10 protein-coding genes and 1 tRNA gene are annotated in these 15,695 nt (G+C 46.1%); 2 read left to right on the forward strand and 9 right to left on the reverse strand.

What is annotated here, in order from left to right; all coding sequences use genetic code 11:
• Window positions 1-438: 438 nt before the first annotated feature.
• Both ANPL_RS03045 and ANPL_RS03050 read right to left on the reverse strand, forming a co-directional pair.
• Entirely contained in the window at window positions 439-1,146 is a 708-nt protein-coding gene (locus ANPL_RS03045) for a pyridoxine 5'-phosphate synthase (RefSeq protein WP_169193300.1), read from the reverse strand.
• A gap of 153 nt (window positions 1,147-1,299) precedes the next feature.
• Complete coding sequence (locus ANPL_RS03050; RefSeq protein WP_169193301.1) at window positions 1,300-1,887, reverse strand: nucleotidyl transferase family protein; 588 nt, start codon at window positions 1,885-1,887, stop codon at window positions 1,300-1,302.
• Window positions 1,888-2,087: 200 nt separating this feature from the next.
• Between ANPL_RS03050 and ANPL_RS03055 the strand changes: the two genes are divergently transcribed.
• The gene (locus ANPL_RS03055; RefSeq protein WP_236822789.1) at window positions 2,088-2,747 is read left to right on the forward strand and encodes a hypothetical protein; all 660 of its coding nucleotides are present in this window, start codon (window positions 2,088-2,090) and stop codon (window positions 2,745-2,747) included.
• A gap of 864 nt (window positions 2,748-3,611) precedes the next feature.
• Here the strand turns inward: ANPL_RS03055 and dnaA are convergent.
• The 5 genes from dnaA to ANPL_RS03080 all read right to left on the reverse strand — a co-directional run bounded on the left by dnaA (window position 3,612) and on the right by ANPL_RS03080 (window position 9,417).
• The gene (gene dnaA / locus ANPL_RS03060) at window positions 3,612-5,042 is read right to left on the reverse strand and encodes a chromosomal replication initiator protein DnaA (RefSeq protein WP_169193303.1); all 1,431 of its coding nucleotides are present in this window, start codon (window positions 5,040-5,042) and stop codon (window positions 3,612-3,614) included.
• A gap of 235 nt (window positions 5,043-5,277) precedes the next feature.
• On the reverse strand, window positions 5,278-6,087 hold the full coding sequence (locus tag ANPL_RS03065; protein WP_169193638.1) for an enoyl-ACP reductase FabI: 810 nt from the start codon (window positions 6,085-6,087) through the stop codon (window positions 5,278-5,280).
• Window positions 6,088-6,145: 58 nt separating this feature from the next.
• Window positions 6,146-6,219: transfer RNA gene (locus ANPL_RS03070), tRNA-Asp, on the reverse strand.
• Between the two features lie 337 nt (window positions 6,220-6,556).
• Window positions 6,557-8,026, reverse strand: coding sequence for an Asp-tRNA(Asn)/Glu-tRNA(Gln) amidotransferase subunit GatB (gene gatB, locus ANPL_RS03075; protein ID WP_272899034.1), 1,470 nt, complete (start codon window positions 8,024-8,026; stop codon window positions 6,557-6,559).
• Window positions 8,027-8,031: 5 nt separating this feature from the next.
• Window positions 8,032-9,417: a malonyl-CoA decarboxylase gene (locus ANPL_RS03080; protein ID WP_169193304.1), complete on the reverse strand. Its 1,386-nt coding sequence runs from the start codon at window positions 9,415-9,417 to the stop codon at window positions 8,032-8,034.
• A 320-nt stretch (window positions 9,418-9,737) separates the two neighbouring features.
• On the opposite strand from ANPL_RS03080, the gene ssb reads away from it, so the two are divergent.
• Complete coding sequence (gene ssb / locus ANPL_RS03085) at window positions 9,738-10,220, forward strand: single-stranded DNA-binding protein (RefSeq protein WP_169193305.1); 483 nt, start codon at window positions 9,738-9,740, stop codon at window positions 10,218-10,220.
• A 965-nt stretch (window positions 10,221-11,185) separates the two neighbouring features.
• Here ssb and ANPL_RS03090 read toward each other — a convergent pair.
• Window positions 11,186-12,463 (reverse strand): MFS transporter, encoded by a 1,278-nt coding sequence (locus tag ANPL_RS03090; protein WP_236822790.1) that lies wholly within the window; start codon window positions 12,461-12,463, stop codon window positions 11,186-11,188.
• Window positions 12,464-12,743: 280 nt separating this feature from the next.
• On the reverse strand, window positions 12,744-15,596 hold the full coding sequence (locus ANPL_RS03095) for a PD-(D/E)XK nuclease family protein (protein ID WP_169193306.1): 2,853 nt from the start codon (window positions 15,594-15,596) through the stop codon (window positions 12,744-12,746).
• Window positions 15,597-15,695 lie beyond the last annotated feature (99 nt).

Consider the following 15,695-nt stretch of genomic DNA (forward strand, 5'->3'; position numbering starts at 1 on the left):
GCCGTTGGGGGTGTCTCTTGTGTGCAAGAGTTTTTGTGTGATGAGTTGATGCCTTCCTTGTAGATGTGTTTACCTTTTTTGCTGGGCTTAAGCTCGCGTTAGGGGTGTGTAGCTTGCCTACTCATTTGCCATTCCACGGGTGTTTGAGTAGTCGTGTTGCTAAGTACGGTTACTGGAGCTGCAGTTCATGTGCCGGAGGTGTGTGTTTTTCAAACTCACGTTCAGCTTACTTCCGTCACGCTTGACATGCATTGGGCTGTGAGATACTGTGCGTGTCTCTTTTGGGTTGTACTAGCGTGTTGGATGTGCTGTTGCGATAGACGAAGTTGACTTGCATGGCTGTGATCTTTCTTTGTTGGGCGTTTGTACATTACCGACCAGCTTAGCGGTTTCATAACCCGCGTGGGAACGCGCGGTTTAGTTCTAGACGGTGACACTCTACCGTGATTGTTGAATGATATTGATCATTTTACTGACGGCCTCTGCCAATCCGTTCTGAATCGCATCGCATATCACGAAGTGGCCGACGTTGAGCGCGGACACTCCGGGAACGCTTGCGAGTGCTTTGGCCGCTTCTTGGTCAATGCCATGACCGGCGTGGCATTCTATACCGCGACGCGTCGCAGTCGCTGCCGCGGTTGTGATTTGCTTGAGCGCTGCGGCACTGCGCGTCCGGCAATACTCCCCGACGTGCAGCTCCACCGTGTCTGCTTTTAGCTCCGCGGCCTTCACAATCTGCTCTTCTAGCGGTTCCACGAAGAGGGTGACGCGGATACCGGCGGCATGAAGTTTTGCAATGTAAGCTTGTAGCTCTTCAGACTGCGTGACAACGTCAAGGCCGGATTCGGTCGTGACCTCATTTCGCTTCTCCGGCACGAGACATACTGTCGGCGGCCGATATGCCAGCGCTATCCCTGCCATCTCCTCTGTTGCCGCCATCTCAAGATTGATTGGAAGGCCTGGGTCATGCGTGAGAACCGCAAGGTCGGCATCACGTACGTGCCGCCGATCCTCTCGGAGGTGCACTGTAATGAATGCAGCACCTGCCTGCATGGCCGTGCGTGCTGCTGAAAGGATGCATGGATACGCTGTGCCGCGTAGATTTCGCAGCGTTGCAACATGATCTACGTTTACTCCTAGTTTCACAACTTACTCCTTCTAACTCACCTGATAAGGTAAACTATGTACGGCATTTTTAACATCATTATGTTTACGATTGCACAAAGTTTTGACGCCAGACATGACATCTCATAAGACCGGCGTGATGAGAAAAGTCGGCACTACACTGCTGTAGGCAAACTATTCATTATTAAGGCTCTTCCTGCACATCCGCTGCCGACGGATAGACGAGCTGGACATAAAGTTTCTACCTGCCCTCACTATACCCCATCCGGATGAAACTTCTCGAATACTTTCGTGGTTTGGGTGGGGAATGCGCTCTATTGCCGCGCAAAACGGTCGATGTATCACGTTATAGATATAGCCAGGACGCTCCAAAAATATTATGGGCATCGTTACACATAATTCTTTCCACCTGAACCATTTATGCAGTCCTAAAATGACGTCGGTCCCTGCGATAAACACAAACTTTTCTGATGGATGCCTCCGATGTAACTGCTGAACAACATCTATTGAACGCGCACTTTCTAGGTCATCAATGAGACGCATCTTGGCATAATTATACAGAAGAATCCTTACCTGCGCTTTTCTTTGTAATAATCCTTCACTACAGGCTGGCTTTAAGGAATTTCTTTTCGTCACGACCCACCAAACTTCTCGAAGATGCAAAAACTTCTGCAATGTCGTCGCAACATGAATATGCCCCGCATGGGGCGGATCGAACGTTCCTCCGTAGATTCCTATCATGTATACTAAAAAACCCACCATACCCGAATAACACCTCATTATTATACACATTAAGTAATCATGCCTCTACGGTTGATCGTAAAGAAATTAACTATTGCGTATTGTAAGTAAAAAAGAATACAATTTTATGTCCGTGTCCAGCTTGTGGGAAAGGGCTCACGTGCGCGGTTTGGGCTAACGCGGGGCTGTGCCTATCAATTGATTCATTGTGAGGTATGATAATGAGGAATCACCCCATCGACCTAGGTTTACGTTTGGGTTTGAATGCGACAACACTAGCAAAAATATGCCATTCTGAAACCGAAAAGATTGATGTTGCAATAACCAATGATTTCACCGCGTGGCTTGACAGAACACTGAGTTTGTGTCGCACGTCTAGCAATCATCAACTTCGGGAGATTGCTCTATGTTTGGACAGTAACGCTGACATAAAAAAAGCAAAGGATAACATGTCGGTGCTATGGCGTATGTACTACGGATCGTCATTCCGCCTATATTTGGTGGGTGCTTTTGGCCAAGAGAAAACTGACGCAACTTATGCCTGGGCCAGCGCCAACTTGACATCAAACTCTAGGGCATGTTTGCTCTATGCAAACATGTATAAGTTATCAGCGTTTTCAGATTTCAAGAAACACTTGGCAAGGCTTTCGACCCAAGAGCACCAACTACTGGTCAAGCTTGTAGATGCCGTAACCAATACACCATGTCTTGTAGAATGTAATCCGTTGCATAACCAACAGCTGCGCAGCCAAGTTACCGCTGACCAGGCATCGCTTAAAGATCGTGTTATCTCTAGCATCCTGCAAAAGTATATACTTAGCCACAGGGCACAGTTGATTTACTGCTGTGCCCATTGGTTGCGGGGAGGTGTTGCTTGCTGATACGTACGTAGTGCGTATTTTTATCCACCCCTCCCCAAGAACTTAGATGTATATCGGCTGCTATAGCCCAACTAAAAGTGTATAGGGTTAGATCTTGAAAAACACAAACCATAAAACTGCTAAGTTTTATCCACATGGCCTGGCGCAAGATGCTTCCATGAGCGCATCACCGCGCTGGGTAGTGTCTGTACAAACACGCGAGTTTAAGCCCTTGATAAACACATAAGAGTAGCAACACAAAAAGTACTACCGCCAGACTAGCTATCATCTGTGGCACTGTTTTATTCCAAGCATCGCAACAACTAGCAAGCAATTGCTTTTTCTAACCACAGGTTACAACATGATTTAGGGTATCACCAAAACAACAATAGGACACACATGGACCTGAGAACTAATCTTCAGCGCCGGCACAGGGGCAACTTATTCCTTCCACGCACTGCAATTCGCCTTCGGAACTGTACCACGATTGTGTACTGCTCACGAGTCACCACTTAACGGCTTACAGTACGAGCAGTCAATGTGCAAAAACATGAGAGCTACAGCGCAACTCTATGCTAACAATTTAGCACCATTACACATGCAACTTATACAGTCACAGCAATACAAAAACCTCACCCACCTGTAGGACAGTTCTTGTTTTCGCACTACCCTACTACCTACTAAGTGTCAACAGCACAAAAACAGGGATCACACCTTAGAAAAAGCCAAAACAAACGTCCTGCAACACCACACGCTGAACAGACATATCATGCTACAAAGTAAAGCAGAGAACCGAAGCACCAACTGAAACTTCAATCCCATCCACAACATGCCAGCAGATTGAGAAACGGCAAGTGTCTCTTTAGAGTCACACTAATCCCGCAACTACCGCAGCATACGAATGAGAAGGTTTATATCACCAGCAAGCTTCGTATCCGTATCTATAAACTTTTCTATCTGCTTCACTGCGTGGATAACCGTTGCATGATCACGACCACCAAAACTTTTGCCAATATCGGGCAGGCTTTTTTGGGTTAAACGCTTACTCAAATACATCGCTATCTGCCGAGGCCTAGCTAGTGCCCTAAGACGACGCGAAGAAAACATATCTTCCAGTTTTATACCAAAAAACTCCGCTACCTTCTTCTGTATTGAATCAATAGTAACCAATCGGTGATTAGCACGCAAAAGATCGGCTAAAATATCACTAGCAAGCTCCACGGTAACACTGCTTCCCACCAGGGACGAATGCGCCACGACCTTGTTCAGCGCCCCTTCCAACTCGCGAATGTTGGACTTTATGTTCTTCGCGAGAAACTCTAAAACCTCATTGGGAACATCTATACGCATCTTTTCTACCTTGAGTTGCAATATTCCCAAGCGCAATTCAAAAGTAGTCTCATTAATATCAGCGACAAGCCCCCACCCCAGCCTTGACTTAATTCTATCTTCAACACCATCCAAATCACTGGGTGAGCGGTCCGCTGAGATCACCAGCTGCTTACTTTGATCTATAAGCGCATTGAAAGTATGGAAAAACTCCTCCTGCGTGCTGTCCTTCCCACTGATGAACTGCACATCGTCCACCATGAGTATATCAACAGAACGGAACTGCTCTTTGAATTGCATAATGTCCTTGCTACGCAGAGCAGTAACATACTGATACATAAATTTTTCCGCAGATAAATACGCTATCTTGCGTTTCGCCGAAGAACCAAGAACATACCAGGCTATAGCATGCATCAGGTGCGTCTTTCCAAGCCCCACGCCTCCATATAAGAATAGTGGATTGCTCCCGGAAATCGGCTCTGTAGATTCAGCAACGCGCCGCGCTGCAGCAAAAGCCAATTCATTTGGTTTACCAACAACAAAGTTATCAAAAGTAAAACGGGGATCCAATGGCGAACTTAGATGCTCATATGTTCCCGCAGCACGCTGACCCGCAGCGCTTTCCATGATTAAAGGAGCACTCTTTATTACGCTACTACCAGAAGACTTCTCAGCTGTGTCCCTATTTTCAATACAGATATCAACGCAATAGATGAGGCTATTCTCTTCTTGCCAAAACTTTAGAATCCGATCCATGTAATGAACCAGAATCCACTCCTTTATAAACCTGGTAGGAACTACCAAAACTACCTTGCCGTTCTCATCCCCAACATAAGATAACGAGCTCAGCCAACTGTCATATACCGCCGCGCCATAAAACTCTCGCAGCTTTTTCTGGATATTTCTCCAAGACTTACAGCCATCGTAGCCCCGGCTCTCCTCTAAAACACCAGCATGAGAACCAGCTGCATCGGCACTACCCACCATAACTACAAACCCAAATCAAACAAACCCCTCTCACCGGCGCAACACGTAGCCTTGACACCATATCTACACCAACATCAGGCAGGAGACAACCCTACCGGACGCACTCCAGCCTTAGCAACCATTTCCGCTAAAATAGTCCACCGCACATACACCCCCCATCTAGTGAAAGCAAGACTCCATCCAAAAAATAGAAGAACTAATATCCCTCAAACTCAACAGAGACTCCAAGTCACTATCACTCTCCCTTCTCAAAACAAACGTCAAATGGCACATCTGCCACCCTGCTACCCATCACATGATATCCGCAGTCCACATGCAAAACTTCGCCTGTGGTACCACCTCCTAAATCACTCAACAAGTACAAGGCTGCACCTCCAACATCCTCAAGGCTAGTATTGCGCCTAAGCGGTGAGTTAAGCCTATTCCACGCAAGTACTGCATGAAAATCACTTATACCGGCAGAAGCCAAAGTCCTGACAGGCCCAGCGGAAAGTGCATTGACTCGTATCCGGCTAGCCCCTAAATCTACTGCTAAATATTTTACACTTGCTTCCAAAGCGGCTTTACAGACCCCCATGACGTTATAGTTGGGAATCACCTTCTCAGCACCGTAATAAGAAAGGGTCAAAATGCTACCCCCACTGGTCATTAGGGCCCCCGCCCTTCTTGCTACACACGTTAGGGAGTAACAGGATATATGCATAGACGTAACGAAGTTTTCGAGCGAGGTGTCCACATATCGGCCTTTTAGTTCATTTTTGTCAGAAAAGGCCACTGCATGCACAACGAAATCTACCGAGCCCCACTTTTTGGCAAGAACACCAAACATCTCGCCCACAGACTCCTCGGAGGACACATCACAGGGAAGCACAAGATCAACACCGATAGACTCAGCCAGGGGATCCACCTTTTTCTTAATGGTTTCTGACAAATAAGTCATGGCAAGCTCTGCTCCAGCCTCGCTAAGAGACTTAGATATACCCCAAGCCAACGACCTGTTATTGGCAACCCCTAGAACGACACCTCTCTTACCACGCATGAGCATATCGGTACGCACAAACTACCCACTAACTCTCAACAACTCGTACTAGAAAACTACAACGCGGGAGTGACGAGACTCGAACTCGCGACCTCAAACGTGACAGGCTTGCGCTCTAACCAACTGAGCTACACCCCCACAAGTCAAGCGACATGCTACTGACTTACAAATATGTTGTCAATCACAGTTTTGGCACCTAGTAAGCATTGAAAATTTTACTAACACACATATAGTACGAGATATTAAAAATGGCCACTAGCCCCTATGATCGGTCTTTGCACTTCGATCACATAACTCATTGAAAATCTCACATTTTTTAAGAAAAACCATCTATAAATTACAATATTTGAGTTTATTGCACATAACACGTATTCGCCGCCTGCGGCGCACCTATAAACATAAGTTACTTTAGGAAATTTATTAAAAGCAAAATCCAGCTCGACATGCAAAACACAGCCCCCACACAGCAGCAAAACTATGTTTGTGGCTTGCACTGCTCCAACTTGCTTTTGATCAGAGTATTAACAATCTCAGGGTTCGCTTTGCCTTTTGTTTCCTGCATTACCTGTCCAACAAAGTAGCCAAACAGCTTCTCTTTACCTTGCAGGTATTCCTGCACCTTTTCCGCATTTTTTTCTATTATACCGTCCACTACAGATGCCAGCACATTCTCATCAGCAATCTGTTTGAGGCCTTGTTCCTCAACAATATCAGCAGCAGACTTGCCCGTCTCAAACATGGAAGCAAAAACCTGCTTAGCAAGCTTGCCAGAAATTGTTCCATCCAAAATGAGGCTTAGTAACTCAGACATCTGTGCTGCATTTACAGGGGATTCCCCTATTCCAAGTCCATGCTTGTTCAGTGCCCCAAAAAGTTCACCTGTCACCCAAGACACAACCACATTCGCAGGGAGGCCACTCCCTACGATCTTATCGAAGTACTCAGCAACTTGTCTGTCAGAAACAAGAACTTCAGCATCATACCTCGACAGAGAATAGTCCTCAATGTATCTACGCATCTTCGCCGAAGGAAGTTCAGGCAGCGATAACCTCAACCGTTCAATAAACTCGAACGTAATATCCAGCGGCATCAAATCAGGATCTGGAAAATAACAATAATCTCCCACATCTTCTTTAGTACGCATGGTCCTGGTTTCCCCTGTATCCACGTCAAACAGAAGAGTGCTCTGCGTCAATTCCATACCCTGCTCGAGCATTTCTACCTGTCGTTTTGCTTCATACTTGATGGCCTGCGTAGCGTATTTTATGGAATTTAGATTTTTAATCTCAGAACGTACACCAAAATCACAAGCGCCAACTCTGCGCACAGAAACATTGGCATCACACCGCAGGGCGCCGTTCTCCATATCCCCAGTACAGGTGCCAACGTATCTCAAAATGAGACGGAGCTTTTTAAGATACTCTGCAACTTCATCAGGGGAGCGAAAATCCGGATCCGTGACTATTTCCATGAGAGCAACCCCCGCTCGGTTAAAGTCTATACATGTGCTATCGCCGACATGCATGCTTTTTCCTGCATCCTGCTCAAGATGGATACGAGTTATACCGATTTCCTTGTTATTGGCAGACTCTTCCAGCACTACACGGCCTTTTGCCGCTATGGGATGGTAAAATTGCGTGATTTGATAACCAGATGGAAGATCAGGATAGAAATAGTTCTTCCTATCAAAAACGGAGCGCTGGTTAACATCACATGAAAGAGCCAGAGCGGTCCTCACGGCTTGTTCAACACAGTATGAATTAACTACTGGTAACACGCCAGGCATCGCAACATCGAATAGCGCAACTTGCGTGTTTGGATCAGCACACACAGCCGTTGACGCACCTGAAAACAATTTGCTATTAGAAACAACCTGCGCGTGGACCTCCAGACCTATCACCATCTCCCAATCGCCACTGTTCCCCTTGATAATTCCAGAAGACACTTATCTCACCCCTTCTTTAAGAGAGACGCTACCTCCCTAGAATATATAACTTTTCCATGTACAACATAAGACTCGTGATTATCGTCAATCTTCGATAACTCATAACTGTAATTGACCATAATTCCCAGAGATGCTGCAAGTCCCTTCTCCGAGGTATCAGCCATCCAGTTTATACGCATTATTAGCGCCCCGTTACTCAAATGGAAATGCGCCACCGGATCAATTACCTTGCTCCCAGTCATAGTTTTGAGATAGTGCGCACATAGCTTCAACAGTATTTCTTGGTACAGCTCTGGAACATATCCCGCACCTCCATTCACCACATTCACCTGCTCAGACAAATCCACCGCAGAGCACAATATCCCTACGCTACGAAGAAAACCGTTACCTTCGGTCTCCAACACACCCATCAGCCACTTAACAAACCCAGGCACAGGAGAAAGTGTGGCATAGGTTTTTATACTAGGAAATTCTCCCGACAGCCTACTGACCACCCTTTTGATCAGGAAATTACCCAGATTGATCCCACTTAAACCGACCTGCGTATTAGATATTGAGTAGAAGATAGCCACCTTTGCAGACGTAGGATCTCGCTTAGGTACGCTCTCATCAAGCAAAGCCTGAATGTTATTGGATACGGACTCCACCAGAGCTACCTCCACAAATATCAGCGGCTCCTGAGGCATCTTATAGTGAAAAAACGCGAAGCACCGGCGATCTGAGTCCAACCTATATCTCAAATCTTCCCATGAGGAAATAGCATGGACCGCCTCGTACAAAATAAGCTTCTCCAAAAGCGATGCTGGCGAATCCCACGTTATATGGCGCAACTCAAGCAAGCCAACATCAAACAATGAAGAGAGCAAGCCCTTTAAATCCCTCTCCAGGGCAAAAAAATTCTCACCTCTACGGGAAAGGGAGATCACGTCTGCCCTCATCGAGACCAGAAACCTCACACCTTCAGACAGTGACATAAACTGTTTCAAAATTCCCATCCTAGGCGAACACAAAACAGCTGCCAGCTCAAAGCGCAACTTTTCTTCTAGCTCAGGATCCGTATTGTTGACGTACGCGCTTATGCTCTGCTCTATGTCTTCCCTATTGGAACTAAATTGGTCATTCAACATCCGCAGAAATCTCGACTTTCCCGCCTCCGATAACTGCAGGTATAGGTTACCAAGGGATATAGTGTTGTGTCTGGCTTTGACCTCGCCCCCCTTAGGGCTCACACATTCGCGCATTTTGCTCAGCAGCTTGTCTATATCCTGGCTCCTGGACAGGTCCTCCCCTATGTTACCAACCCACGAAAGGATAACGTCGGTAACTTCATCCACAACCCTGGCAACGCTGCTAAGTGTCCGGTCCTTTATCTTTAGTATGGAACTCTCCACAAAGTAAGAACGGCTAGTTAGAATGCTGAGATGCTATAATATTTAGATTGCTTCGTCCATACCTAATTATGCCACAGCAACATACTGACACATCACACCATAGATGCCACCACACTTCAGGATGCGTAATGCACATGAGCAATAAAACAGCGCTCCTCCCGTAGAATAGCGCTTGCCGAGTTTACCAACTCACGCTTGTGCCGTCACTCGTCTTCCGCACGCACCACCACTAAACGTAAGCTAGATTAAGAAACAAAAACTTGAACTGAATTTGTTAGAGGATTAGTATTGTAGCCGTTTCTTGGAACATGTTCTCAGCTATGTCTTCGTTGGGCGTCAATAAGGTTATTCTCATAGGGCATCTAGGAAAAGACCCCGATATAAGAGTAATGCAAAATGGAAAGGAGATGGCAAGCTTCTCCCTGGCAACGTCTGACAGCTGGGTGGACAAGTCTTCCGGTTCTCGCACAGAAAAAACCGAGTGGCATAACATAGTGGTGTTCAGCGAGGGACTGGTAAAAGTGGTCAAGACCTGTGCCCGCAAGGGGAGCAAAATATACCTTGAAGGCTCTCTTCGGACGAGGAAGTGGACTGATCAGAACAATAATGATCGCTATGTTACAGAGGTAGTTCTTCAGGGCTTCAACTCGGCTTTGTGTCTTCTAGATCCTAAGGGAGCTACCACTGGCGATTATGGGCCTAGCATGGGAAGCGGGAGTGGTGAATCCCTTTCACGGGATAGCGGAGCAGCATGTAGCGACATGGATTTCGCAGATCCTGACATGGATGAGATCCCATTTTAACTTTAATCCTCGTAGGCGGCGCTGCGAGGTCGTGCATTGTCCAACAAGGGCTAGCCCGGGTGGCATGGCAGGTTGCTGGAAAAGCACAGAAAAAAGGGCCTTGTGCAACTTCTGAATGGCGTTTTTTTCCCAGAAAACAGAAGGAAAAAGTCTTCCCGTTATGGCATTTGAATTAGGCAGTGCATGCAGCCTTGACTTCAGGGGGTTTTGCAGCACTGTGATGTTCTTCGAACTCAAAAAAGCTACGGCCGCGCGCCCGCAAGTACTGACAACAAGGTCGGCTCTGCCAGCATATCTTGCTTTCTGCGGTGACACACAAGGGTAAAAGTGCCTAATGCAAAAAGCAGCATTTTGTCTATTAAGTAGCCATGAGATTCGATTGCAATATGGCATTCGCAAGGCACATGGTACAAAAACGTGTTCCATCATTCGCTATGAATGCTCAACTTGATTAGGCTTTGTCAACCATTGAGAAAAGAAAGCTAACAGAAGCAAAATGCCCTCCTGGCATGAATTTTAGTTGTTACCAAAGTCTCATTGCCAAACGCTCAACCCCACACCCTAAAGGCACTGGCAAAAATGGAAAACTCTCTAGTAACGCACAAAAAGCGTTTTTCAGTACCAGCATATCCCGTGCAAATACGTCTTTTAAGCATGCACCTCAAAGATCGGTTTTAGTGCTGCACTCTGTCCCCGTAATGCCATATATCTCACTACATTTGAATTTCCAGCCAAGGACTCAGCAGACACTAAGGATACATCAACTTCGCAGATCTAAGGCATGCTAAGCCTAACACTGCCAAGAATACCCATACAGGAAACCGCCCTGCGAAAGCAAGCCACCAGTTGCACTTTATCTCATAAAGCTTGCTGCAAATTTCACTCAGAAGATTCATTAAGAGCATATGAGTCTAACAGACACCGCTGTCACCTAGAGGATGTTTCACCTCCAAAGATAGTCAAAGCTACATTTCCGGACAAAACAACAATTTGTACCTACCGTCCTCTACGCGAACGGCAAATGCAAAAACCAAGGCTATAAACGTTGCGAACCCTGCGATATATAGCTGGGGCATTATATCCATGCCTGTAGTATGGGCAAACCACAAGCACAAAGCAGGAGCTAGACCACCTATGAGGTACCCCATATTGTAGCCAATTGAAAAACAGGTCTGCCTAGCTCCCACAGGGAAAAGCAGCGTCACAAATGAACCATACCATCCCAAATACAAGCCTGAAACTATGCCCCAGGCAATCCTTGCCACCGCGTGCCCTGCACTAATGTAGTGAGTTAAAGGAAATATGATGACCGCAATCAACAAAAGAGCCACCACAAATAACCTGCGCCGATTTTGAAAATCTTTGATCAAAAGGTTTGAGCTCGCAGTCATAGCCAACAAAACCGTGGCAAATTCGTATTCAAAAAACCCTGCCTTGTTGCTGATCTCCATATAGACCACGGAAATATAGAAAAACCCCGCGGATAATCCCGACATCGAAGCAATCAGTAAAACACCAAGAATATTTTTCATCAGAGACTTGGGAATATTCTCCCTGCGTCCCCTTGCCTTGTACTCAGTGAACTCCGCGCTCTCTATTATAAGCTTTCGTAGCTTCGGAACAGGCAAACTTACAAGGAACGCAACAAAAAATGGGATCCTCCATCCCCAAGAATTCATCTGGTCATGGGACAGTATGGCACCACATATCTTAACAACCAATACACCGCATATCATACCCGTCGCCATGAAAATGATGCGTGCCACCCATACAACACGTATCTGTTCCTTGCCAACACTCTCAGAAATAAGTACGACACCGCCCATTTCCGCTCCATACGCAAGACCCTGCATAATACGCAACAGCAGAAGTGCCAAAACTGAAAATACCCCCCAAACCTCAGGTGTTGGCAGCATAGCCATCCCGAGCACCGAGCCCACAAGCAAAAAAGTAGAGGCCTCCAGCGCGACTTTTCTGCCTCTTTTATCTCCCCAATAGCCAAAAAGTACAGCCCCAAAAGGCCGAGCGGCAAACGCTGACGCAAACACCAAAAAACCGAGAAGGGCACCGACGTAGCTATCACCCGAGACAAGAAACTCATCTTGAGAGAAAAACACCTTGCTGATGGTGCTGCTCAAAATCCCATACACGATAAAGTCATAGTGCTCTATCGCGTTGCATAGAAGTGTAGAAAACGCAACCTCATTTAAGCCAAAAATCCTTTTAAATGTTTTCAGTATCACAACAGCTCCTAACGCAACGACGGAATTACCCCTGTCATGTCAAAAGTAACATTACATAATACAACGCGCAAGCGCCTAAATTGCAACATATTTTTCTTTGCACGAACACAATGTGCGGATGTGACAATAACAGAATCAAACGGGCCATTCCCTTAGGTATTACATTGCAGAAGGCAGTTGTATTGGACATATCATCAATTCCGGGGTAGTAAGGCATAATCGGTGTGAAGTCACCGTCCGTTCGGTATATGAACAATTAGTATGCGCATTTGCACCTGCCTCATCTACGCATTGTGAGGTTTATCTCGTGTTCTCCAATCCTTGAAAAAAGCTCGTATTCCGCAAATCTCGAAAAATCTGCCCGTGGGTAAAATGGTATCATTTCTTCGGAGTAGGCTCGTAAAAAACCACCGATACCTGCCCGGGCATTCTCTAGCATGCTAGCAAAGCCCTCTACTGACATAGCCTCTACATCTTCTGGTGCAATCTTCCAATACTCAAAAGATATATCACTGGCATCAGGGCTTTCTTCTGCCACACTTATTGAGTCTATTACTCCTCTAGATGCAAGACCACAGCGCATGTCAATTTGCGATGGAATCGTACCTATCTTGTGACAAACAACTGTAACCGACCTATCAGCCCCGTATTCAACTCTATCACATTTAGACGTCACTCTGATATTTTGCCCCACATTCCAGGTAAAAGTATCTCCTATAGTCATTTTTTCGACGTTTTGTTTTCTCCTGCTGTCAATCCTAAAAAACCCCCTTGACATTTCCTCGAACCTGGGCCACCACAAATCTTGCACATAGGGATAATGTTCACTAACAGCAGCAAACTCCTTCTTTGCTATATCCATAAGAGCACAGTAGTCATTAGCCAACCCCACCTGCTCGAGGTACTGAGACAATATACGCCTCACTGTACTGGAAAAGTTCTTAGCAACGCTGCTGACGTCTATACGTCGGACGAAGCGCATTCCCAAAATGTAGCGAGCATAAAACGCAAACGGGTTGTTGAGTAACACATCAACAGATTCCGCGGTCAATGCTGAAAACACCCTTTGCCTTATCTCCAAAGTCGGGTTAGGAACATCAGCTTCCGTGTGCTTGGTAATACCGACGCAGTGCTCCTCATGTTGCTCTTTAGCCACAGCAACTTTGCCCTCATGGTTAAAAAGTGACAGTAAAAAGTCCAGGTACCTAACCATCAGAGGTGCCTCCTTAACCTGCCCACATGACTCTTCGGACCTGGTTATGTAAACTTTCTTTGCGTGCAGGATCCCATACATAATATATGAGAAATAACCGCAGTACTCCTCAGTTGTTGGTAGCCCTATCCTGCTTCTCACTTCATCGTTTAACAAAAAACTGCGTGTTAGTTTTGTAAACTCCCCCTCATTGAATCCGGACACCACAATCACGCTACCAGAAGCAAAAAATGCTGAAGTTATGTCATTTCCCCTGTTATGGAAAAAATGCTCCGCAGCCACAGCTATTAGGGATCTGTAATTAGATATGTAAAACAGTTCGGTCCGCTTACAACAGCTCTTTAACAAAGCGAAGAAATTGTAGATTTTTCTCTCAGCATCGCGAAACAAACCTTCACTGCAGCGCTTGCCACACATTAAGTTGCTCAAACAATTAAAATGTTCCTGCGATATTTTTTCCAACGTACAGGGACCTTTTAGCTGTAGCAGCGGAGAAAAAACACTGATCACCTCCTGCCAAAACCTTACGAAGGCACCGTCGTTAAGTGCAACAACCTTAGAGATCATCTCAAATCCTGAAGCCGCGCTTTCTCTTATCACGCTCAGCTCAAATTCCGATATGAAGGCTTCGTAGTTATCTCCCTGAGACTCCAAACTGACCAGAGGATGTTTTAGCACTGCAAGCAGTTTTGATGCCTCTCCGCCTGAACTTATTACTTCCAGCACACAGACAATTAGCGAGTGCGCTATATAGCAACTGTCCCCTGTTGGAAGTTTTGCATTGCTAACCAACAATTCAGAGCGCACCCTGCTTGCAAGAGAGTCACTGCCGATAAACAGCACACATGGTGCGTCGAGCGCTCCTTCACAGCTTATTCCATTATTTAGAGCAAGCTTTCCTTTAGCGCTCCCATTGCCCGACCGGAACTCAAGTAAACCTTGTTTGACCACATCTGCACCGAGGGCACCAGACTCGTTCTCACTGGCATGCAGCTGCAGAATTTCGACAATTTTACGGCTCTCGTCTCCCTCAGCATCACAAGTTATTAGCTCCACATTGCTCTGAGATCCAATGCCCAGGCCAGATGCAAAGTGTGGTCCTGCAAGCTCGTAATTAAATAGCAAGTTTACCAGAGAGTTTCTGTGAAAATCACCGATCACCCTCACATCCGCTCTGTCAACTTCTAACGCGAATAGCAACTTCATTAAGTAGTGCTGACAATGGCTACTATCAAGAGATTTCCACTTATTCGGGGCTAGCTTTAAATCCACAAACGGTAGGATAACCTGTGCATCTTTCAACTTCCCCATCAAAAGCCTGAGAAATCTTGTAAAAAGCCTGTTATAGGCAGTGCCTACCACTGCCACTTTCTTGGAACTTGACTCAAGTTTCTCTACAAATGACGCAATGTTCTCCTGGCAGTTCGCAAAAAACCAGTCAACATTCCTGTGCCTGCACCAGTCTTCAAAACCAGCTAAAAATTCCAAGGCAACACTTCCTCTATCAGAAAACTCCCCTCCTGATAGCGCTGCCCGCATTGTTCCATAATCAACACAATTTAGACAAACCTCATCGTGCGCCAACAAAAGCTCTCGTGCCAAATCCACGGAATAGTTGCTGAAATGCGCATGGTTCCACTCCTCAATAAACTGCACACCCAGCAAGATCGCCTCCACATAATCGCTTCCCTTGTGGTGACAATTACTCCCAGTAGCGACACTAGAAAATGGCAAAATCTCCGCTATGCCCTCGCGACTGGTCAATTTTAAAATCTCTGCTGCCAGCTGTGTTCTATCTTCGCAGTTCGGCACTATGACAATATCCACCTGACATTCAATCAAATGGCGGGCCACTACTTTGAGAAATGGAACTGTAGAGTGAACAGTGAAAACTCTTCCACTATTGCCAATCGAACCCACTTTTTTATCTAACACTATAACTAGCAGGAGTGTACATGCATAACTGTTCGCAGTCACCATCATTGGTGCTGCCAATTACTTGCTGTGCAAGCATTGCCA

It is taken from the genome of Anaplasma platys (genome assembly GCF_012790675.1).
Classification (GTDB): domain Bacteria; phylum Pseudomonadota; class Alphaproteobacteria; order Rickettsiales; family Anaplasmataceae; genus Anaplasma; species Anaplasma platys.